The organism is Flavobacterium sp. Root901, from assembly GCF_001429765.1.
Classification (GTDB): Bacteria; Bacteroidota; Bacteroidia; order Flavobacteriales; family Flavobacteriaceae; genus Flavobacterium.
Window position 1 is genome coordinate 269,262 of sequence record NZ_LMJB01000008.1, and the last position, 23,518, is coordinate 292,779.

18 protein-coding genes and 1 tRNA gene are annotated in these 23,518 nt (G+C 33.1%); 4 read left to right on the forward strand and 15 right to left on the reverse strand.

Annotation, left to right across the window (positions count from 1 at the left end):
* Nucleotides 1-13: 13 nt before the first annotated feature.
* The 5 genes from ASE21_RS16710 to ASE21_RS16730 all read right to left on the reverse strand — a co-directional run bounded on the left by ASE21_RS16710 (nucleotide 14) and on the right by ASE21_RS16730 (nucleotide 5,402).
* Nucleotides 14-2,113, reverse strand: coding sequence for a phage tail sheath C-terminal domain-containing protein (locus ASE21_RS16710; protein WP_057123865.1), 2,100 nt, complete (start codon nucleotides 2,111-2,113; stop codon nucleotides 14-16).
* Between the two features lie 21 nt (nucleotides 2,114-2,134).
* Complete coding sequence (locus ASE21_RS16715) at nucleotides 2,135-2,977, reverse strand: hypothetical protein (RefSeq protein WP_057123867.1); 843 nt, start codon at nucleotides 2,975-2,977, stop codon at nucleotides 2,135-2,137.
* On the reverse strand, nucleotides 2,974-3,564 hold the full coding sequence (locus tag ASE21_RS16720; protein WP_242410293.1) for a DUF4255 domain-containing protein: 591 nt from the start codon (nucleotides 3,562-3,564) through the stop codon (nucleotides 2,974-2,976). Before ASE21_RS16720 ends, ASE21_RS16715 begins: the two co-directional genes overlap by 4 nt.
* Nucleotides 3,565-4,063: 499 nt before the next feature.
* Nucleotides 4,064-5,158 carry an exopolyphosphatase gene (locus ASE21_RS16725; protein ID WP_057123870.1) on the reverse strand — a complete coding sequence of 365 codons (1,095 nt, stop codon included), beginning with the start codon at nucleotides 5,156-5,158 and terminating at the stop codon, nucleotides 4,064-4,066.
* Between the two features lie 168 nt (nucleotides 5,159-5,326).
* Nucleotides 5,327-5,402: transfer RNA gene (locus ASE21_RS16730), tRNA-Met, on the reverse strand.
* Nucleotides 5,403-5,519: 117 nt separating this feature from the next.
* On the opposite strand from ASE21_RS16730, the gene era reads away from it, so the two are divergent.
* From era to ASE21_RS16750, 4 genes are all read left to right on the forward strand, one after another.
* On the forward strand, nucleotides 5,520-6,401 hold the full coding sequence (era, locus tag ASE21_RS16735) for a GTPase Era (protein WP_057123874.1): 882 nt from the start codon (nucleotides 5,520-5,522) through the stop codon (nucleotides 6,399-6,401).
* A gap of 134 nt (nucleotides 6,402-6,535) precedes the next feature.
* Nucleotides 6,536-7,129, forward strand: coding sequence for a CHAP domain-containing protein (locus ASE21_RS16740; RefSeq protein WP_057123877.1), 594 nt, complete (start codon nucleotides 6,536-6,538; stop codon nucleotides 7,127-7,129).
* Nucleotides 7,130-7,469: 340 nt separating this feature from the next.
* The gene (gene der / locus ASE21_RS16745) at nucleotides 7,470-8,777 is read left to right on the forward strand and encodes a ribosome biogenesis GTPase Der (protein WP_057123878.1); all 1,308 of its coding nucleotides are present in this window, start codon (nucleotides 7,470-7,472) and stop codon (nucleotides 8,775-8,777) included.
* A 130-nt stretch (nucleotides 8,778-8,907) separates the two neighbouring features.
* Entirely contained in the window at nucleotides 8,908-11,664 is a 2,757-nt protein-coding gene (locus tag ASE21_RS16750; RefSeq protein WP_057123879.1) for an outer membrane beta-barrel protein, read from the forward strand.
* Here ASE21_RS16750 and ASE21_RS16755 read toward each other — a convergent pair.
* The 10 genes from ASE21_RS16755 to ASE21_RS16800 form a co-directional block, all read right to left on the reverse strand.
* Nucleotides 11,661-12,461, reverse strand: coding sequence for a DUF2490 domain-containing protein (locus ASE21_RS16755; protein WP_082603495.1), 801 nt, complete (start codon nucleotides 12,459-12,461; stop codon nucleotides 11,661-11,663). The two genes, ASE21_RS16750 and ASE21_RS16755, sit on opposite strands and share 4 nt — an antisense overlap.
* 153 nt (nucleotides 12,462-12,614) lie before the next feature.
* Nucleotides 12,615-13,166 (reverse strand): LemA family protein, encoded by a 552-nt coding sequence (locus tag ASE21_RS16760; RefSeq protein ID WP_057123880.1) that lies wholly within the window; start codon nucleotides 13,164-13,166, stop codon nucleotides 12,615-12,617.
* Between the two features lie 19 nt (nucleotides 13,167-13,185).
* Nucleotides 13,186-14,745 (reverse strand): DUF3137 domain-containing protein, encoded by a 1,560-nt coding sequence (locus ASE21_RS16765; protein WP_057123881.1) that lies wholly within the window; start codon nucleotides 14,743-14,745, stop codon nucleotides 13,186-13,188.
* A 135-nt stretch (nucleotides 14,746-14,880) separates the two neighbouring features.
* On the reverse strand, nucleotides 14,881-15,741 hold the full coding sequence (locus tag ASE21_RS16770; RefSeq protein ID WP_157848785.1) for a DUF1266 domain-containing protein: 861 nt from the start codon (nucleotides 15,739-15,741) through the stop codon (nucleotides 14,881-14,883).
* Nucleotides 15,742-15,827: 86 nt separating this feature from the next.
* Entirely contained in the window at nucleotides 15,828-16,619 is a 792-nt protein-coding gene (locus ASE21_RS16775) for a DUF1266 domain-containing protein (protein ID WP_157848786.1), read from the reverse strand.
* Between the two features lie 39 nt (nucleotides 16,620-16,658).
* Nucleotides 16,659-18,002, reverse strand: a complete 1,344-nt coding sequence (locus ASE21_RS16780; protein WP_242410294.1) for an ankyrin repeat domain-containing protein — start codon at nucleotides 18,000-18,002, stop codon at nucleotides 16,659-16,661.
* Between the two features lie 39 nt (nucleotides 18,003-18,041).
* The gene (locus ASE21_RS16785) at nucleotides 18,042-19,226 is read right to left on the reverse strand and encodes an ankyrin repeat domain-containing protein (RefSeq protein ID WP_128414713.1); all 1,185 of its coding nucleotides are present in this window, start codon (nucleotides 19,224-19,226) and stop codon (nucleotides 18,042-18,044) included.
* Between the two features lie 245 nt (nucleotides 19,227-19,471).
* Nucleotides 19,472-20,254 (reverse strand): hypothetical protein, encoded by a 783-nt coding sequence (locus ASE21_RS16790; protein ID WP_057123886.1) that lies wholly within the window; start codon nucleotides 20,252-20,254, stop codon nucleotides 19,472-19,474.
* A 54-nt stretch (nucleotides 20,255-20,308) separates the two neighbouring features.
* Entirely contained in the window at nucleotides 20,309-20,626 is a 318-nt protein-coding gene (locus ASE21_RS16795) for a zinc-ribbon domain-containing protein (RefSeq protein ID WP_057123887.1), read from the reverse strand.
* 309 nt (nucleotides 20,627-20,935) lie between these two features.
* Nucleotides 20,936-23,482 carry a TonB-dependent receptor gene (locus ASE21_RS16800; protein WP_057123888.1) on the reverse strand — a complete coding sequence of 849 codons (2,547 nt, stop codon included), beginning with the start codon at nucleotides 23,480-23,482 and terminating at the stop codon, nucleotides 20,936-20,938.
* Nucleotides 23,483-23,518: the final 36 nt, after the last annotated feature.

Consider the following 23,518-nt stretch of genomic DNA (forward strand, 5'->3'; position numbering starts at 1 on the left):
AATGATGATTTAATTAAGATTCCTGCATTTTGTGAGAGAAACGAAGAATGATGAACTCAGCCGGACGAACTACTGCCATACCGATTTCGATTATCATTTTACCATCTAAAATATCCATCGCAGACATGGTTTGTCCCAGCCCAATTCTTACATAGAATGCCTGCTCTGGTTTTGCTCCGGCCAAAGCCCCGGCTCGCCATTGAAGAATTAAGAAATTCTCAATCATAGCTCTTACTCTTATCCAGGTATTGGCATCGTTAGGTTCAAAAACAAACTGCTCGGTTGCTTTTTTAATGGATTCTTCGGCCATATTAAAGAAACGTCGAACGGGTACATAACGCCATTCACTATCGTTACCGGCTAAGGTTCTTGACCCCCAAACCAAGGTTCCTTTGCCGGTAAAGGTTCTGATAGCATTGATAGATTTACCTGCGACAGTATCAACATTCAAGTTGTCCTGAATGGTATTTGTTATTTTAACGGTTGGTTGTATCACATAGTTCAGACTTACATTTGCAGGTGCTTTCCATACGCCTCTGTCTCTGTCAACTCTGGCATAAACTCCCGCAATAGCTGAGCTTGGAGGAAGTGTTATTGGAAGGTTGTAAATTTCAGTAAGGATCTTATTGAAGGTCACATTGTCAATACTTTCTAAAGTGCTTAATTTTCTTCCGTTTAGTGCTCCATTATTTACATCCTTTCCATTAACAGATTTAATGGCATTTAAAAGTGAAAGCAGGTTTGCTTTAATACCGGAAAAATTATTTGTAACTACCGTAATTGCAGTTTGAGTATTCAACGGAGTATAATCTACAAGCTTTTTCAATTCTTTCTCAAAACTTACAGTATCTGTTGATATGATTTTAAGCAGTTTGGCGGTTGCATTCTCATCCTGTATTTTCTTTTTTAATGTTTTTAAATTTTTATATACAGAGTCAATTTTATTTGCATCAGTGAAGTTCAGATTAAATGTAGTCAAAGCACTTGTAATAGTATTTGCAATAACCATATCTTCATCAGATATTGTGCTGATTGCTGCATTTGCTTCGTCGTTCAGCGAATTTCTCAAAAGCGATAAACTTTCTAATGAAGTAAGCAGCGTATTCAGTTTATTCAGAAAAGCTGTTTTTTTGGCTGGGTTGCTAACAAAGGTTCCGCCTAAATCAAAACCGGTTGCATCGTTACTGTACATCTGTAAAAACAAATCGCTCATTTGTCCGGAAATATTTCCGGGAACAGTGGTAACATCAATTAATTTGGCTACAGTCGCATCAATCCCTGTAGTTGGATTTTCAATAGTTACCAGTCCCGCAGCGATTTGATCATACGCTTTTGCAGTATAGGAGTAATGTTTTAAGATAATTTTACTGCTGTCAAAAGCATAGTCCAGAATGGTTTCCAGATGAGGATAATAAACAGCTCCGTATTTAATAGTATCTTTTTCAGAACTGATCTTATCTCTTAAAGCATCTATGTTAGAATCTGTCGGACTTGACTCATCATAACTTAAAGTATCTATTAAGGTAAATCTGTCCTGAAGATTCTGGCATTGCATTAATGCATTATTGTATAATCCGTAGAAATCAGTTGTAGTTATTCCGCTTACTTGTGTGGCATCGGGAAATACAATTAGTGTTGGTTCGTCTACTTTTTCTAATTCTTCTAATCCGTCGTTTAATGCAGTGCTGTTATTAATTGCTGCAACAGGAGTGTCTGTCTCATCTAAATCATTTCCATAACGCCCTACCGAAATAATGTAGCAAGGACCACCGCCATTTGCAAAAAACAACTGCATTGAATAATACATCAGAAAAGGCTGTTTTAAAGTTGGCTGATCCACAACGATAGATCTTGTATCTCCATTATCAGTTGAAACATCATTAATGGTAACACTAATTGTTGTTTCTGGTTTTGCAAAGCCAAAAAAGCGTTCGTATTCTAAAAGAGATGTTATCCTTGTAGGTTTTAATTTCAAATCTCCATTAATCTTGTTTGTGGCTTTTTCAGTATAGCCAATAAAACAGGGAATCGCTGTCTCTACCTGGGCAACAGAAGGAGGAAACTTTACGATTTCCTCAACATATACTCCAGGCGTTTTGTAAGTTGTTGCCATAATTGATTTGTTTTTTAATTATTAAATAAATATTTCCGAATAGTAATCACTATTGATTTTTGTTATTGATTTTACAGATGGATTTGGATATTGACTTTCTGCCGGCTGTGCGGGCGTAAAATCGGTAAGCGGGTCAATTTCAACAAAACCGGAGCGCGTTAATGGTTTTGCGGCATTGGTTTTAATTTCGGTTCCTGCTTTGCGGTTGATATATTTCCAAAGTGTTTTTCGATTATCGAAATGAATTTTAAAATTCGGACTTACCATTTTTCCCAAATTGTTTACAATGTTTCCGGAACTGTTATCGCCTTTGGCTGTGAGCGAAATAAGCCCAAAGACACTTTGTTGTTCTGACGGCTGCAGTTTTGAAATCACATGGGCAGTAGTTTCTTCAGATACTAAATACGCATTAGAAATTAGTTTGTTGTCACTTATCTTTGGAAGATATTCAAATGAAACGGGTTCAGTCAATGGTTTGACATTACTGAAAAGATATGCCTGAGTAAAAGCAAAATCAAGATTAGTATAATTTTCAAATTGAGGATCATTAATTTTAATTAAAAATTTTAAGTTCAAATCTCCGGGGATTTTTATAAAGGGATCAAATTCATCTGTTTCTTTTACTTTGATGTATATTCTGAAACCTGTTTTGGTTTTCTTAAATACCATTTTGTAGTTTTTGAATACAATATTGGTTTCTATAGCTGGTGTTATTGTTGCAAATACATCTGTGTTAAATGACTGCAGCATTTTTTCTTTATCAGCATTTGTCATACTTGCAAAAGTCTCTTCTCCATTATTCAAAAAATAATTATGAAGAAGTGTTACTTCAAACAACAATCCATATGAAGCAGTATAACTCATGACTGTTCTTTTCTTTTGGTTATTCCTGTAAATTCGCCAATGAGCTGTCCTTCTGCTTGTACAATATTGCGTTCAATTTGGATCATGCTTACTTTATATAAAGCCGATGGAAGCTGTTTACCGCCCAACGTTCCCCAGATATAATTTAGTTCTTCAAAAGTGGGAGTGTAGAGTTCAACCGTAAATCTAAAGTTGTCCAGATTGTTCATGGCACTACTGTTTCTGTTGTAGATGGTATTGGCTTGGGTAAAAAGTTTTTTCCCTTGGAAAAATTCAATAATTTTCGAAATATCATTAAGAGAATTGATATACTTATCTCTGTTAGCGCTAAACAGCAAATACAGATTTAAATTGATGATGCTGTTTCTATAAATAGTTTTAGTGTTTTCAACAATATGATTTGGGAAGTTTTTTAAAGTGGCTTCTTCATCTAAATTAATTAGCGTTAGTGCCACACCATCTTTTAAAGGATTTTCCAGATCATTATTTTGTGCTTCTAAAAAAGCAATATTTTCAGGCACAACTGTTTTCTCTAACCCGATTTCTTCGAGATAGCTGTTTACTTGCTCTGCAATTATTTGAATCACTTCATAAATCATCTTGAAATAGCTTATGATAATACTTTAATAAAATTCTACTGAGAATCAGTTTAACGGTGCAGATTGGAAAACAGAGATGGGGTTCTGGTTTTACCTAAACTTGTAATGAAAACAAGGCTTATATATTTGGCTAAATTAGAACAATGAAAGGCTATGATAAAAGGGGAAAATCCCCCTTTTTTTAGCGTATTTTCACTGTTTAAAATATTGAAAATCAAATAATTGTTTGTTATCGTGAGGCTTTTTGGCTTTGATCAAAAAGAAGCGCCAGACGTACAAAAAACATTGGAATTTTATGGAAGAGACTTCGAAAATAGTTGAGTTGAAAATGAAGTGTTTCGGTATTTCAGAGGAGTTAATTTTGTCAGTAAAAGTTATTTGAACTGCAAAATTAAAAATAGAAGAGTGAGTAAGCTTTGATTTTATAAAATAAAAAAAGAGAACTTAAGAATAAGTTCTCTTTGTAAAATTGGATAAAGAATATTTCTTAAAAATTAGTATTTATCTTTTTAGAACGATCTGCAATGTAGGAGATAAGCCAGATTACCTGTCCTTCTTTTACAAAGTATATTTTCTTTGCATCTAAATTTGGAATACTTTCCAGACAAGTAACTAATATATTATTTGCTGAGATAAGATATTTTTGGTCATAAGTGCTTAAAACTCTTGCCGCTTCGCTGTTTGTTTTAGCAAGAGTAGTAAACTTAATAAAATTGTTTTTTAAAATAGCATCATAATCGATAACGTCCTGTAAGCTTAAAGTAACATAATGTTCTTTAATATTTTCGTTATAATATAATGTCGAAAATGCCCAGACAGCTCCACCAGATAAATATAATTTATCCTTTTTTTGTAAAGGAGGATTGGCATCAAACAATTCTTTTGTTTTTTTGCGCAGGATAGGGTTAAAGTCAAAAGATTTTTCCTGGTAAGTCGACATATCATTTACCTGGCTTTTGTTTACAACTGTTTTCTCAACTGCATCAGTAAGTGTCATTGTACCAAAATCCAAAGCTAAAGGTATAAACTCTAATTTATTGTCTTTAAGTTCATCAATATATCCGCCTTTAGTAGTCTGCGCTCCAATGTCAAGAAGAAAAGCGTTAGAATAATCAACCGGAGGTATAGCGCCTTTAACTAGTGTTTTTGCTTCTTCATTAACATCCAGTATTTCTAATTCTTTGTTTGTAAGAGAAGAAATTTTGTTTTTTAAAACATCAACATTACGCGCAGATTGAAAAACGGGAGCAGCAACGATAAAGATATTTTCTTCGAGAATTTTATACTCTGCTCTTATTTTTTTTAACTGATCAGCAACTGTGGAGCTTGTTCTGTTAATGTCTTCTGTGGTAAGTTCTCCGGAAGCAGCAATATGATCTGCAAATGGAATTCTTTCAGTCCAGAAAGAAAGAATTTTATAATCCGCTTTTTTAATATTGCTAACATCTAAAACAGAAACTTTGATGGCTCTGCGTCCAATTTCAATTCCGGCATAAATACTTTTTTGAGAAAATGAGCTAATGGAAAAAAATAAACTTAAAAGAATATAAATCACAATTTGGGGGTTGTTTTTCTTAAGCATGGTATTTAATTATGGTTTTTAAAATATAAAGTATGATAATAATTTGTTCTCTTTTTTTGTAAATCCGAATATTAAGCGATAAATCATTAATCAAATGCCACTTTTTTAACGAAATGATCTTTTACTTCAGAATATAAAAAAAGCTTCAGATTTCTCTGAAGCTTTACTTGGTAGCGGGAACAGGACTCGAACCTGTGACCTTCGGGTTATGAGCCCGACGAGCTGCCTACTGCTCTATCCCGCGATGTTTCGGGTGCAAATATACGCCGATTTTTGTGAATTCCAACGAAAATTTTAAAAAATGTTTTATTTTCTGTATTAACTTGATATGACTACCTTTGCAAAATAAATTATACTCAAAATGTCACATAAAGCAGGTTTCGTAAATATCATTGGAAATCCAAACGTTGGAAAATCAACTTTGATGAATGCCTTTGTTGGAGAAAGATTATCAATCATAACATCAAAAGCCCAAACTACACGTCATAGAATTCTTGGAATTGTAAATGGTGAAGATTTTCAAATGGTACTTTCAGATACTCCCGGAATCATTAAACCGGCTTACGAAATGCAGGAGTCGATGATGAACTTTGTAAAGTCGGCTTTTGAGGATGCTGATGTTTTAATTTACATGGTCGAAATAGGAGAGCAGCATTTAAAAGATGAAGATTTCTTTAATAAAATCTTTTATGCTAAAATTCCGGTTTTGCTATTGTTAAATAAAATCGATAATTCGAATCAGGAGCAATTAGAAGAACAAGTTGGTTTTTGGAAAGAGAAGCTGCCAAATGCAGAAATTTTCCCAATCTCAGCATTACAGAATTTTAATGTTCCCGAAGTTTTCGGAAGAATTATCGAATTACTTCCTGAATCCCCAGCCTATTATCCTAAAGATCAGTTAACAGATAAGCCGGAACGTTTTTTTGTTAACGAAACCATTCGCGAAAAAATCTTGCTGAATTATAGTAAAGAGATTCCGTATGCAGTTGAAATCGTGACCGAAGAATTTTTAGAAGATGAAAATATCATCAGAATCCGTTCTGTAATTATGGTAGAGCGCGATACTCAAAAAGGAATCATTATTGGGCATAAAGGTGCCGCTTTAAAGAAAGTAGGAATGGATGCCCGTGTTGATTTAGAGAAATTCTTCGGAAAACAAATTCACATTGAACTTTATGTAAAAGTGAATAAAAACTGGAGAAGCAACGCCAATATGCTGAAAAGATTTGGATATAATCAGTAGTAAATTTTGGGCGTGTCCCTCCGGGCCGGGCTATCCGTTACAATCTTTTCCGCCGAACCCCGGCGCAAAAGGATTTTCACTTCTATCCCTCACGCATAGAAAACTCATAAATTTAGATTTTTAAAAGAGACTAAATGAATATTAGAAAAGTGACGCTGTTAATTGTTTCAGTTTTAGTTTTGGCTTTTGCAGGAATAAAAACTGTAAAAAAAATAAACTTAAACTTCAATTATAAAATAGGTCAGGCAATGGATAGCTTACATGGTGTAAAAGTTTATTACAATGGCGGTGTTGACAATGTTGTAGAAAGAAACGTTACAAAAGATAATTATAACTTAGGTCTTAAATATCAATGTGTTGAATTTGTAAAAAGATATTATTACGAACACCTCAATCATAAAATGCCGGATTCATACGGACATGCAAAAGATTTCTTTGATCCTAATGTTAAAGATGGCAATTTGAATCCAAAACGAGATTTAATCCAATATATAAATCCCAGTATAGCAAAACCTGAAGTTGGAGATTTAGTAATTTTTTCAGGTTCATTATGGAATAAATTTGGTCACGTAGCTATAATTTCTAAAGTTTCTGAAAATGAAATCGAAATTATTCAGCAAAATCCCGGGCCATTTAGCAGTTCACGAGAAGTTATTGCTTTTGATAATCAGGAAGGTAAATACAAAATCGAAAATAAAAGATTATTAGGCTGGCTTAGAAAACAATAATTTAAATTTTTAAACGAAATATTCCTGAAACCGTGATGTCCTAGCCCAGATGGAAACGGCATCCTTTTGTGGCGGGGTTCGCCGCAAAAGATATAGTGGACAGCTGGAAATAGCTCCTAAAAAACAGGATCGTTTTATTTTTCAGTTTTTAAAACCTGAAAGCCAAAACTTGAAACAAAATTTAACAAAAATCTCAGGTACTTAGAAACTTATTAGCATAGCAGCTTTTTTTAACTACCTTTGCAAAAAATTAAAACACAGCATTTTGGATTAACGGTTTATACGATTTTGCTCAAAACAAAATCTAAAATCTAAGATCCAAAATCTAAAATTCAAAAAAATGAATAACATTGTTGCGATAGTAGGAAGACCTAATGTAGGGAAATCGACCCTTTTTAATAGGCTGATACAAAGAAGAGAAGCTATTGTAGATTCAGTATCTGGGGTTACCCGTGATAGAAACTATGGTAAAAGCGAGTGGAACGGAAAAGAGTTTTCTGTCATTGATACCGGAGGATACGTTCGCGGATCTGATGACGTATTTGAGGGTGAAATCCGTAAACAGGTAGAACTTGCTATCGACGAAGCCGATGTTATTATTTTTGTAGTGGATGTAGAAGAAGGTATTACACCAATGGATGAAACAGTTGCAAAGCTGCTTCGTAAAGTAACAAAACCGGTTTTATTGGCTGTAAACAAAGTAGATAACGCAATGCGTGAAAAAGATGCGATTGAGTTTTATAATCTTGGTTTAGGAGATTATTTTACTTTCGCAAGTATTTCAGGAAGCGGAACAGGAGATTTATTAGATGCTTTAATTGATGCCTTTCCGGAAAAAGAACCAGTTGAGGTTACAGAAGAATTACCTCGTTTTGCAGTTGTAGGACGCCCGAATGCCGGGAAATCTAGCTTTATTAATGCATTAATAGGTCAGGATCGTTATATCGTAACAGATATTGCAGGAACAACCCGTGATGCAATCGATACAAAATTTGATCGTTTTGGTTTCGAATTCAATTTGGTTGATACTGCCGGAATTCGTCGTAAAGCAAAAGTTAAAGAAGATTTAGAATTTTACTCTGTAATGCGTTCTGTAAGAGCAATTGAGCATGCAGACGTTTGTATATTAGTAATCGATGCAACCCGTGGTTTTGAAGGCCAGGACCAAAGTATTTTCTGGCTGGCAGAAAAAAACAGAAAAGGCGTTGTAATCTTAGTAAACAAATGGGATTTGGTTGAAAAAGATACCATGTCAAGCCGTGATTACGAAGAGAAAATCCGTAAAGAATTAATGCCTTTTACAGATGTGCCTATTTTGTTCGTTTCGGCTTTAACAAAACAACGTTTGTTGAAAGCTTTGGAAGCTACAGTTCAGGTTTTTGAAAACAGAAAACAAAGAATTGCGACTTCTAAATTCAACGAATATATGCTGAAAGTAATTGAAGCTTATCCGCCGCCGGCAACCAAAGGTAAATATGTAAAAATTAAATATTGTATGCAATTGCCAACGCAGACACCTCAGTTTGTGTTTTTTGCCAATATGCCGCAATATGTTAAAGAACCATATAAAAGATATCTGGAAAATAAAATTCGTGATAACTGGGATTTCGCAGGAGTCCCGATCGATATTTATATCAGAGAGAAATAAAAAAAGTCCCCATTTTTGGGACTTTTTTTTATAATTAATTTTTAATGGCATATTATTTGAATAAATGTAAAAACTACAATTAAACCTTTTTCGTTTTTTGTAGTCTAACCATCTGACTAACCAAATTTTTATGACCAGAATTTATTCATTTTTATCGTTTTTCTTCCTTTTTGTCTCTGCTGCTACTGCACAGAATGATATTACTATTAAAGGAGCAATTTTAGATGTCAACACCCAATTACCGTTGGAAATGGCAACTGTTTATTTCACTACTGTAAAAGATTCCACCGTTATTGAATATGCGACCACAGATAAAAATGGCGCTTTTAGGATGGATATTAAAAAATATGACAAACCTGTTTTCCTAAAGGTAAGTTATATGGGATATCAAACTTATTTTGAAGAGTATAAAGGACTTACAGAAAGCAAAGATTTTGGTAAAATATATATGCTTGAAAATGTAAATGCCCTAAACGATGTTGTTATTAAAACGGAAGCAGCGCCTATAACAATAAAAAAAGATACTTTAGAATTTAATGCAGCATCCTATAAAGTTCGTCCGGACTCTAATGTCGAAACGTTACTAAAACAATTACCGGGTTTTGATGTCGATAATGATGGAAAAATTACGGTAAATGGCCGGGAGGTTAATCAGGTTTTAGTCAATGGAAAAACATTTTTTGACAAAGACGGAGCCATTGCGATTAAAAATTTACCGGCAGATATTATTAAAAAAGTTCAGGTTTCAGATTTTAAAACCAAAAAAGAAGAACTGTCAAAACAAGAATCAACTTCTGATTTTTCGAGTATTAATATCACAATCGATGAAAAGAAAAACAAAGGTTATTTTGGAAAAGTAATGGGCGGTTACGGCACAGACGATCGTTATGAAGCCAATGTTAACCTGAATTATTTTAATAACAAACAAAAAATCAGTCTTCTGGCTTCGTCAAACAATATCAATTCGACCGGATTTTCTATGGATGATGTTTTTGATAATATGGGCGGCGGAAGAAACAGCAGGGGAGGAAGTTCCAACTCAGGAAGCAGCGGTAAAGGAATTACACAATCAAATTTACTGGGATTGAATTATTCTGATGACTGGACAAAAGATCTCCTTGCTATGGGAAGTTATAATTTTTCGAATACAATTAATAATAACGATAGTAAATCGAACCAGCTTAGTTTCCTGCCAACCGGAAATATAATTACCGAATCAGATTCTAAAACAAGAAATGAAAGTACGGGAAATAATGTCAATTTTGAATTGGAATATAAAATTAATCCAAGTATTCGAATTGTTGTGGCGCCAAAATTAAATCAGTCCCGGACAAACAGCAATTCGACTTCATCAAGTTTTTCTGAAGATGAAAATGGAAACGCTTTAAATGAAAGTAATTCAAAGTCTTATGCCGAAAGTGATAATCTTAATTTTGGAAACACGATTAACTTTAATAAAACTTTTGAAAAGAAATCAAGAAATTTAAGTTTTGTTTTTACAAATAACAACACAAACAGTGAGTCAAATGGTTTAAATATTTCAGAAACCATTTTCTATCAGGATAATCAGCCAAATGACGAAAGAAATCAAACTACTAAAAAGAAAAACAGCAGCGATTCTTATTCGGCAGATATCGAATACACAGAGCCTATAACAGATTCTTTAAGAGTGAGATTTGGATCTGATTTTGATTGGAAAAGTACGGTAAATGATGAGAAAACGTTTAACTTTGATCCTGATACACAAGAATATAATGATTTAAATTTATCTTTAAGTAATTATACAAGTTCTGTGCAAAACTCCATTACGCCAAAAGTTGGCATCACATTGCAAAAAAATAAATTTACGCTGAATCTGGACAGCAGAACATCAATTGTAAATTTTGATAATCATTCCTTATATCTGAATAATGCAACAGATTTAGAAAAAAAATATGCACTGCCTTTTGCCACAGCGATATTCAGATACAAATTTAATCGTTCTAAAAACCTTTCATTCAAATACGATTATTCCAATGCATTACCATCAGCAGCACAATTAATGCCGGTTGTAAATCTTAATAATCCGTTGAATACAATTGTCGGAAATCCAGATTTGCATCCTGTTGAAAAAAGCAGTATTAATTTCAATTTCAAAAATTATGATTTCCGTTCTCGTTCCGGTTATAGTGTGTATTTAAAAGGAGATTATTATGATAACGATATTGTGTCGACTTCTATTTATGATGAAAGCGGAAAAAGAACGACCACTTATGTAAATATTTCTGGGGTTTATAATGCATCTATTGGTGCAAACTGGAATCAGTCTGTAAAATCAGGTGCTCATACTTTACGATATGGATTAGGTTTAAACGCAGGATACACTTTTGACAAAGGATTTACAAATGCAGTTTTATACAATGCAAAATCGACTTCGATTACACCAAAAGTATATCTGTCCTATGATTATGGAGAAATATTAACCATTGCACCATCCTATAATTTATCTTATAACCAATCGAAATATGAAAATTATTCAAGAGATGCAACTTCAAATGTTGTACACCGAATTAATTTGCAGACCACAACATACTGGCCAGAAAATTTAATTTTTGGAAATGATTTTGGTTATACATATAATTCTAATATTTCCGGAGATTTCAAAAAAGATTTCTATTTATGGAATACCAGTATATCTTATGGATTTTTAGATAAAAAACTTTATGCCAAAGTAAAAGTGTATGATGTCCTAAATCAGAATTTAAGTGCTACAAGAACTATTTCGGCAACAGCCATTCGAGATGAAGAAAATACGGTTTTAAGACGTTATGTAATGTTCTCTCTGGCTTATAAAATTGGAAACTTTACAGGATCTGAAAAAGGTGGAAAGAGAAGACAAAGAGATTAGTTTTTTGATAAGCAACAAAGTTTTAGAGGACTAAGGCGGCAAGTCTTATCAACTCTAAATAAAAACTTCCGGTCAATTCTATGGTATAAAGTAAATCGTATGATATCGCGGTCATAAAAATCTACTCCGCTGGAACGTCTTTGATAACTTTTTAAATAACCTAATTCCAGACCAATATTAGGATTAATGTGATAACGAAGTGCAACATAAAAGCGATTCTGATCGAAAGTATTTCGTTTATTATCTTTTCCGAAATTGAATAAAATTTCATCGGAAATAGTTCCTTTTAAACTTCGTTTTTCTTTTGCCCAAAGATTAAAAGTTGACTGTAACCGATAACGGAAACGATAGGCAAATGAAAAATCATGGAGTAATTCTGTGTTTGTGGCTTTTTGTATAAAACGTTCTTCAAGCTGAAAACGGTTATGAAAGGTAATTTTTGAGATATCGTTGATGAATGTGATATCTTGTTGTGAACGATATTCCGGAATCGAAAAATCAGGATCAGTATTTGGATTTTGTGTATTTACATTGAAATAAGCAATTCCTCCTCCCAGATCAACAATTTTAGAAGCTCGGTATCGTCCCTGCGCTCGGATTACAAATAAATTTTGATGAATTGGATGAATAAAGCTTCGGTTATCGAATTCGGAATGGATCGACCATTTTTGAGAAAGGGGAAAAATATTGTAATAGCGAATCCACGTAAGTGTTTGATGATCTGTATTTTTTGCATTTTGTGCCGATAAAAAAGGACTTATCACGCCCACAATCAATAGTAATTTAAAAATCTTCATCAAACAATAATTCAGGCAGCGAATATATACAACAACAATTAATTTAAAGTAGAATAAAATTTGTTTTAAATATTATTTTGTGATTTGAGACAATTAAAAACGAGCTATATATTACATAGCTCGTTTCTGTAATTATTTAGAGATTTATTTAAATTATTTATTAAACAAATCTTCCGCATTGATATTTTGGCGTTGTGCTTCTGCTGCCATTTGCCATTCGTGTTTTGTAAACCCACACTTAGAACCAATTACATTTCCCGGAAAAGTACTAAGACCGTTATTGTAATCAGTAATAGAGGCACTTAAATAGCGGCGGCCAGCAGAAATTTGTTCTTCTGATTCACTCCATACATACTGTAAATTACTGAATTGACTGTCTGCTCTTAATTCAGGATAATTTTCTACCTGCAGCATGATTTGTTTCATCATCTGGCTAGACTCACTATCTACGGCATATTCAGTTGTATTGGATTTTAATTGACGCAATTGCGTTATTTTTTCCAACACATCTTTTTCGTAATTAGTATATTGTTTTACAATTGTTATAAGATTTGGAATAAGTTCACTTCGTTTGATAAATAAAGCATCTAAAGAAGAAAACGCATTTTGAATTTGATTACGTCTGGTATTAAGCGAGTTGTAAACAGAAATAATATATATTATAATTGTGACAATTACAGCGATGCTTAAAATGAATGCAGTCATGATTGAAATGTTTTAATGATTATTGTTTCCAAATGTTGACATTAAGTTTTAAATCATCAATAATAGAAAATTGTTTGTACAGATCATCGTAAAATGAAACTAACAACTCCGGTTTTAACTTAGTTGTAACTCCTGTTTCAAATTTGTTTGTACGATTATTGTTTGCAGCTATTACTTTATTATTAGTGAAAAAGATAAAGAGATTTCCTTTTGCTTTACTGGAAATATCCTTGATGTATTGCATAGTGCTTGGCGTTAAGATGTAACGGGCTTCTATTTGATCATCAGAATAAACATCAAACATTTTTGTAAATTCAGGATCTTCCAGCATTATTTTAGAAGAAGGCTTCACTATATTCGACGAAAAAGAGTTACCTGTAATAAAACCTGAAATTCCAGTTTTTGGAGAAATTACAATTTGTGTATTAAATGTTTTATTGAATTTTGCTATAAAAAATTGTCCTGAAAAGACTTCTGTAGGTGATTCATTTTCCATACGAATGACTGGCATATAGGTAATATGCAAATCACTATATTGAAACGGAACTCCATTATGACTACCGAGTATTTGATCATTCCCGGTAACGTCATAATTTTTATCTTTAAGGATTCCCAATTCGTATAAATCTTTTGCTCCGATGTAGCCGTGTTCTACATATTGAAAAGAAGGATTAATAAAGCCAATCATTTTCTTGAAAATTTGTTCCTTAAATGAAGTATAATTTTCTCCTGAGTTACCAATCTGCTGATGCTTTTTCTTCATTATGGGCATATATACTAGATAGATTAAAGCGCAAACTATTGCGAAGCCAATTATATAACTTGTAAATGTTGAGCTTCCATAATCTGTATTAGTAGTAGTATTTAATGCTGTTGTATAATTGAAAATCATAAAACCCCCAACTATTAAAATGCAAAAAATTGTAGAAATGATATAAAAGCTCATTCCTTTTTTACGGCTTTTTTCGAGATTATCCATAATGCTGGCTAATTCATTATCAGCATACTCTTTAAATTCGGCAATTGTTTTTAAAGGTACAGATTCCGTAGTCTTAATTATTTCAGCATTATTAAGATTTTCTTTTAGGTTATTGACGTGATCTATATTTACACCGCTTAGTAAAACCTTAAAATCTGGTTCAATACTAACGGGTACCGGTATTGTGTAGACTTGATTTTGTACTGAGAAAGTAAGAAAATTTATTGGATTAAGTTTGACTTTGATTTTTCCTAATGGTAATATTAATTTATACTCCACAAATTGTGTTATTGAGGAAGCTTTTTTTCCTGTTTTCAGATCATTAAAAAGCTGCTCTATTAATAAATGTCGATCATTAAGCGCTTTTACTTTTTTAAATATCGAAAACCCAAATGCAATAATCATGAAAGGGATAATCAATTTGTAATAAATAGGAGTATCTGTACTTCCTTCTCCATTAAAACGAGACAACAAAATATTGGATAAAACAATTATAACCAAGACGCCAATTATTGCATAAAAGGCATAAGCATAATAGGTTAATTTTTTATCACGATTATGTTCTCGTAAAAGGATTTCTTGTATGTTATTATTGTTCATTTTATTTTAATTGTGTATTTGTTTTTCAAACATTGTTTCTTTGATTATTATTTACAACCAGTTAATCAAATATTTTTTATGCAGAGGGGCTTTTTTAGTCCCTCTGCAATAATTATTAAAAAATATATTTAAGGATTACTTTAATGGATAGGTGTTCCAAATGCTTTTTTTGTCGCTAAGCATGTTTAGTATTACAGCTGCAAAATTTGCAGGGCTGCCTCCATACATAAAGGCACGTCCTGTCATAAATGATGACGCATATTCTGACCAGTTATTATATCTTTCTTTCGCCATTTTAGCAGCAGTTTCCAGATATTGAAGACAAGTTTGCTGATCTATAAAACCAGCAGCATAGCAGTAACGCGCTACAGACGCTATCCTTTCTATATCCCATGCATCAATGTCTTTCGGACTTCCTTTTTCGTCAATATTTAATTTTAATGGAGATAAAGCTTTTTCGTACTCTTCGATATCATCCTGAGTATCTTCATCAATTTCAGCTTCTTCTGCCCGATGTCCTTCCTCTTTCAGCCAATCAAGTGTTTCAATTGCATCGTCATTTTCTGTAATATTCCAGGCATTTTCGAGCATAGCTTTTAAATCACTTTTATATCCATGTATTTCAAATGTGTCTGTAGGATGCTGATGTAATATTATAGCGCCGAAAGCAAGCAGTTGTTTTTTATCGTCAGGGACCGGTTCGATATTTTCGAATTCATCTTCTTCGTCATCATCTTCATCATCATTACCATATAAGCCTGCAAAATTATTCATAAGCTGGCTAAAAGTTGAATTACCTGATGAAGCATTATCTTCTGAGCCTGATAGTATAGATGAGAACTTTGGAGATAAGGAAGGATTACCAAAATACTGCATATAAGTTGACATGTCAGTCATGGCAGCAAATTGATATTTAGTACATACTTCTGTCCACTGTTCATCTGTAATGTTTAATGCTTCAGCTATTACGTCGAAGCTAATTAAGTGAGTTGACATTGCCCCTAATGCGGCAGCATAGTCTGGAAGGCTTACGCCATGAATTGTATCACTCATTTGTTTTTGTATTTAATATTATTAAAGGATTATTTCCAGTCTTTTTCTAATTTTGTATTCCATTTTACCTGAAATGGACTTTTCGTGTCTTTTTTTAATTCAGCAATAAATCCTTGACGTTGAACGTATTTAGATGAACTGTCTTTTGGGTCTTCATTACTCCAGTATAAATAGCCATACATATAACTTCTATTGTATTCGTCCCAAGATTTAAAAGTTTTTTGAATACGTTTAGCCACTTCTAATGATTTGTCTAAAGCAGTATTTTCATCTGTAAAATCAGCTACATAAAAACTAGTTAATAAAAAGTTAGCTCTGCCAAGATCCCATCCTGTAACTGCATTGTAACCAAGATCATGATAAGCGTCATATAATAATTGGAAATGAATTTTTTCCTCTTGGTCTGTAATTGAAGATAATTGTTTCTGAAACTCTTCTTTAGACATTTTATCAATACCAAGTTCTTTTACCTCACTAACAAATTCTTTACTTTGCATACCATTTTCAGAAGTAAGTTCCTGTACTTGTTTCATTCCTGAATTTAAATCAGATACTGACCACCATTGCTGCAGCATTTGTTTTATAGATGCTTTTATAGATGCATTTTTTTCCTGACCACCCACTAAATTATAATCTCCTTGATTTTGCATTGTCATAACTGCATAAGTACCATTTATAAAACGGACGCTTTCTGATGTGTTTTCGCTGCCAGAATCAGTTGTTTCTCCTGATTTATTTCCTTTTCCACATCCTGTTAATAGAAAGCACAATGCAAATACAAGAGTTATACTTAAATTAAAAAACTGTTTTGCTTTTTTCATTTTGTTCATTTTATTCATCTTTAATATTTAATAATTAGGTTAACTTTTAAGTATTTTATCTTTTTCAATTTTAAATTCTTCTTCTGACAGAATCCCGGCATCAAATAATTCTTTAAGATCCAATAAAGCTTGTTTCTTTAAGGCCATATTATCGGTTGTTCTGTTTAAGTCATTTTGTTCATTCTTTACAGGACTACTTGCTAAAGTGCTTTCTGAAGAGCCGGCTTTTAGAAGGAGTTCCGTAATTTCATTAAAGCCTTTTATGTTAGAATAGTCAATAGCTTTTTGTTCCTTTATATTCACAACATTGAAGTTGGCTTTTTGATCTAGTAAAAACTGAACAATATCTTTTTTCCCATTGGCTGCTGCGTAATGGAGAGGAGAATTACCAGATTCATCCTGTATGTTTATATCTGCATTTTTTTCTGTTAAAAGTTTCACCATGCTCAGATTACCTTTTTTAACTGCAATATGAAGCAGGCTTTCGCCTCCGTAATCGTAAGAATTGTGTAAACTGAAACTAGACTCTACTGATAATGAAGTAGCTGTAATTACCCATTCCAGATAACTTTCCATACTTGTTTCATTTCCGGAAAGTGGTTTGCTGAAATTAACATCAAGACCATTATCAATAAATAGGCTTACAATTTCTTTTTGATTATTGGAACATGCATACCAAATAGGAGAGAGGCCATCTTTAGTTACTGCTTTTAAATCAGCACCATGAGTGACAAGTAACTGCACCATGGCACGGTTTGTTTCATAACATGAAATTAAAAGAGAACTTTCTCCAGCATGATTTACATGATTGATATCGACACCATTTTCTAACAACAGCGATATCATTGGAATGTTTTTCGAACGAACAGCTGCGATTAATGAGTTTTCACCATTCTTATTTATTGAATTGACATCAGCACCTTTATTAATTAATGCCTGAACAACTTCTTTATTTCTTTGTCCGGCAGCAATTAACAAAGCAGTATTACCTTCCTTGTTTTCAGCATCGATTTCTATATCTTTTTCTATCAGCTGCAGCAGTACTTCTGTTTGCCCTGTAAATGCTGTAAGATGAAGCAGACTATTACCGTGCTTATCATTGATATTTATGTTTGCACCTTTTTCAATTAAGTATAAAGCAATTGTTTTTTGCTTTTGCAGGCAGGCAAAATAAAAAGGGGTTTCTCCATTGTGATCTTCATAATCAAGATCAGCACCTTCTTCGATTAATATTTTTACAATATCAAGGTAACCGTGATGTGCAGCATAATGTAATGCTGTTCTGCCTTTTTCATCCGTATATTTAATATCAGCTTCTTTATTTTTTAGAATAAGTTCGGCTATTTTTCTATTACCATTTTCACAGGCAATTATAAAAGACATTGACATTTTTTTTTAATTTAAAGGTTAATACACTGGTGTTTATGCCATTTTTTCCATTAGCAGCTCGACAGTCTTTATTTTTAAATTGTCTTTCGATGCAAGCATTAAAGGTGTCTCGTTATTATTATTTGTAATAGTGACATCCGCACCTTGTTCAATCAATAATTTTGCTTTTCTGTAAACTTCTTTAGCGGCTTCTTTTTCGAACCGGATATCAAATGCACAAATTTTATGAAGTAGTGTATTTCCTTGATTGTCAGTATTGTTTAAATTTAAATTCCCAGATTTCAAAACACTTTCTAAAACTGCTGTATTTTTCTCTGAAAGCCAGTCTACACCAGATTTTAAATTGCTGTAATAAGGAGCTGATTGTTCTAAATCTGCACCTGCATTTAAAAGCTTTTCTAAAATTTTTATTTCTCTCTCATTTCCGCTCATAATTTGCATAAATGATGAAATAATAGTTTGTTTTTCCTGATTTTGAAGTTCAAAATCGGGACTGTCATATTCAAGTAATATTTGTAATATTTCCAGGTTTAGTGTTTGAGCAGCGGCATAATAAAATGCTGTATTTCCTTTGTTATCCTGTTCATTCGGATTAGCATTGTGTTGTAAAAGCAAATCTGTAATGTCTGGTTTTAAATTGTTTTTTACAGCTAATATTAAAGCAGTTGTACCTTCAATATCTTTACAGTTAATGTCTTCCCCGTTTTCAAGAAGTATGTTTAGGTAAGAGACTGTTTTTTCAGTACTTGCTATTCTTTTATTAAGAACTTGTAAAATTAAATTTTGCTCAAAATTGTTCTTAAAATTAGTTTGACAGCCAGCATTAATTAAGCATCTGATAATTTCAGGATCTGCTTCTTCTTCTAACATAAAGCCAAGTAAGGTTTGGTCGCTTACTTCATCATTAATGTTTTTAAAATTTGATAAAAAATCAGTTAATGAATTAATAAACAGTTGATCACAATTGATATGTTTCGCTATATTATAAAAAACAGACTTTTTGAAACTGTCATATTCGTAGAGGTCTGTTTCGATCAACTCTTCTTTTATTAATGCGTTTAAAAATTGAAAAGCATTAGCATTTAAAATATTTCGATAAAACATTTGAAGATTATTGGCAGGAAGTTCTTCGAAAGTGCATTTCTCTTTTTCAAGAAGCTGTTCTGCGAGATCTATTTTATTATTTAAAATTGCCGTAAATAAATTGTTTTCTGCCATTGTATGATTTGTTTTTGTTTTGCTGTCCAACAGGAAATAATACCTGAAGATTTAGAAATGTGAATTGAGATTTTAAATGGTTTATATTTATAAGCCATTGAAAAATAATTTGTAAATCAGATGGAATATATCTGACATGCAAATTTCGAAGAATGATTTTTTAGGAATAGCCCGTATAAGCCTTAAAAAGAACATTATACGGTTGGTTTAATGTATATTTAAACTTAAATCAAAAACTTATGTGTTTAAGATGCAGCATTTTGTAAACCATTTTTTAAAAGTTCTAAAAACACATCCGGACTTGTGATCTGCGAATAACGAATAACAAACATTTCACTCTTGTTTTTATCAAAAGCTACAATATTGCTGTCATTCGTTATGACGGCAGTTTGCATATCATTAAATAAAAACTCTTTATTGTCAATAAGTACTTTTGTCTTAGATACAACAATGTTTTTATTGTATTTGCTTAATCTTGAATGAGGTAAATGAGTAAGCTGGCTGATTGTTAGATTATCTGATGATGTCCTGAAAAGAATACTGCTGCCGTTATTTTGCTGCTGAACGACGATTGGCGTGCGGTGTTTATGGTAAAGATTTTTAAAGTGGTTGATTAATTCCATGTACTTCTTCACTTTCGGATTAATTATGTGCCACTCATCGCCATCATTTTCTTGAAAAGCAAGGTGTAATAAAGCCATTTTGCCACTGTAAAAGCTTACTTCATTTGTAATATCTTTAATAAGTATCTGTTTTCTTTCTTTGGTTTTATGATTGATAATCGTAATGTCATTTTCTGATAGTTCAAAACTTTCTTTTGGACGCATTTTGCGGGACAGTACGAAAAAGGAAATACCGCTGATTAGAAAAACAAAAAGACTCTTTTTAAGCAGGGCAGCCAATTCTGATGTGTTATCAGAAATGCTAAATAATAATAAAAAGCAAAGAGCACCAATTGCCAATGATAATATTGCTGCTACCATTAATATAATGCTATTTAATGCATTTGAGGTATATATTTTTCTCATACTTTTATTTGTTATTTAAAACTGCAGCAAACGAGTGCGCAGGTAATTTTAAAGTTATTTGAAATAAATGATTGCTGTTAGTATTGCAGCAATTATAAGACCGGTAAAAAACCAAATTTTTGGAAATGGAAGCTTTGCTTTGTATTCCTCGGTATACGATTCGGGCATTACATAATTATCAGTACTATATCCGCAATTACTGCAAACAGTTACACCTGAACGGGATAGAGGATGCACGGGAACAAACCAAATGTGATAGTATTTTTGATAATATTGAATTTGTGTTGTATGTGTTTTACCGCACTCGGCACAGGTAATAGTATCTGCCTGCTCTTTTTTTGTTTTTACTGTACGTGTTCCGTAAACAATCATTGGTAGTTTTTTTAAAATAGTGATTACTTAAATTCAGAATTTATTTTTCAATAAATAACTGATTTATAATGTTTTATGAAAAGCTGATGAAAATGATTGCAAATTTCTGATTTAAAGGTTTTTTGTAAAGCCTTTAAAAGCCTAAAAATTAATAGAATAAGATATTTGTTTGTTGTAAATCTCGTCCATTCACAGTTTGAAATAAAAAAACCGAAATCAAATACTTGTTTGATTTCGGTTTACAATAAAAAAAAACGAGATACGCTTTTATACGTATCCCGTTAATTTAGTTTTAGCTTTTAATTCTATTTATAAGTTGTATTTCAATGTAATACCGTATGTTCTTTGGTCACCTAACACACCTGCGTATTGTCCGGAGTTTCCGCCTGCTGGTAATAATTGTTCGTAGTAATCTTTGTTCAAAAGGTTACGTCCCCAGAAGTGAACAGATAAACCTTGTGTTGCGCGGAAACCTAAACGCGCATTAAAAATAGCATATCCCTGAACGACTAAATATTTTGAAGCCGATGGACTTGAAGAAAATTCAGAACGGGCATAACAATCAACAGCAAGGAAAACTTTTCCTGCGTTTCCAAAAAATCTTGCGCTTTGAGATAGTTCACCTCCTAAAGATCCTGCCCATCTTGAAGCACCAGGAAGATTAGTTCCGGAAACATCTTTGAAAGATACTGGTGCTCCGGTTTCTTCTAAAGGAAGCGGTGCATTTGTAAATTTCTCATAAGTTCCATCTGTATATGTTACTGCACCATTAATAGTTAAATTAGAACTTACCACAAAACTTCCATCTACTTCAACACCTTGTACACGAACTTTATCTGCATTTGCAAGATAACCGCGGTTTACACCTAATTCAGCTGCCTGAACATTAGTTTGAAAATCCTTAATATCTGTTCTAAACACTGCTACGTTGAAAATTGAATTTCTAAAAGGAGAAGTTTTAACCCCAACTTCAAAATGATTTACTTTTTCCGGTCTGATTACGGCAAGATCCAGCAATGGCGCACCTTTTGAATCTGTTGGAAGCCCGGCAACATTTACACCAACCGGTTTGTAACTTTTGGCATAAGTTCCATAAGCATTGATTTTGTCACTTGCTTTAAAAGTAACTGTTATATTTCCTGAAAAATCTGTGTTGTCAGTACTTGAGTCAAATGCCTGATCAGAATAAACCAGCTTTTTTAAAGCCAATAATTGCGGATCTGTTGTTTGAAGACCTCCGTATGTTGTACGCGCATAATGAGCGTCTTTTTTATCGAAATTATATCTTAAACCTGGTAAAATATGCAGACGATCTGTAATCGCCCAGTCAATTTGTCCAAATACTGCGGCACTCGAAGCTCTGATTCGTGCATCGGTTTTAATTCCGTATCCTTCAAATAAACCAGGAGTTTTCCACAAATTGCTGGTTGTACTTTGAGAAAACCTCCATTGTGCATTTCCAGATTCTTCTGTACCGTTAGTCTGAGATGTTTGGTCGATAAAGAATACTCCTGCAACTCCCGTAATTTTAGAAGTTAATTGTCCGGCGTAACGAACCTCCTGTGTGATTTGAGTTTGTCTGGTTGGATTTTGAGATTTAGCCAATACTTGTAATCCTGTAAAATCCCTGTCATTTGAAGGATCCCAGTTCCAAAAACGCCATGCTGTAGTCGAAGTAAGAGTTCCGCCTCCAATTTTTGTATCAATATTCAAAGATAGACCTCCCATATCCTGATTTGAACGCCACGGTGTATCCTGATCGATTCTGCGGTCAAATGCATTTCTGCTTGGAAGCTGATAATTCAAATCTTTAATAATAGCGTCAAATTGGCGATAAGCCGCTCTTTGTGTTGGAGCGACACCGGCAACTACCTGAGCATATCCGTCAGGACGTTGTGTCGTAATATCAGCAGCAAAAATAACATTGGTATTAACAGTTGGTGTCCAAAGTAATTGACCTCTGATACCTTGATTATTTAAGGTATTGGTTGCTCTTCCTGTTGCTACATTGTCAATCAAACCATCACGCTGTGTACCGGAGAAAGATAATCTTCCGGCTACTTTTTTTCCTAAAGCACCTGTAAGAGAAGCTTTTGCCTGAAGGAAAGAGTAGTTTCCATAACTCACTTCAAAATCAGCACCTGAAGTAAAACTTGGTTTACGTGTTGTAATATTGAAAGCTCCTGAAGTTGTATTTTTTCCGAATAAAGAACCTTGCGGACCACGTAAAACCTCAATTTGCTCTACGTCGATAAAGTCCAGGGTAGTGGCTGCCGGACGTGCATAATAAACACCATCAACATAAAAACCAACACCCGGATCAATTCCGTCATTTGTTAATCCGAATGGAGAACCCAAACTTCTTATATTGATACCTGTATTTCTTGGGTTAGAAGAATAAAGCTGTACAGAAGGTACTAATTCTTTAATACGGTTAACGTTAAAAGCTCCGGTTTGTTCGGCCTGTTTTCCTGTAATAACAGAAATCGCGATTGGCACATCCTGAACTTTTTCTATTCTTCGTCTTGAAGATACTACTACTTCTATAAGTTCATTTTCTTCTTTTAAAGCAACCTGAATTGGATTTACCGGTATTGAAGTAATTTCAATTTCATCGGTTGTGTAACCTACATACTGAATCAAAAGTGTTAATGGTAATCTTCCTTTTGAGTCAATTATAAATTTACCGCTGTTATCTGTCACAGCGCTGATAGTAGTTCCTTTAATTACCACATTTACTGCTTCTAAAGGGATGTTTTCACTTGTTGTTACTACACCTTCAATGTTTTGTGCGAATGAGATAGAGAAGGTTAAAAAGGATAATATTGTAAAGATATTTTTTAAAGATGTTTTCATTTTTTATATTAAGTATATGTGATTAGTAGAATTTAA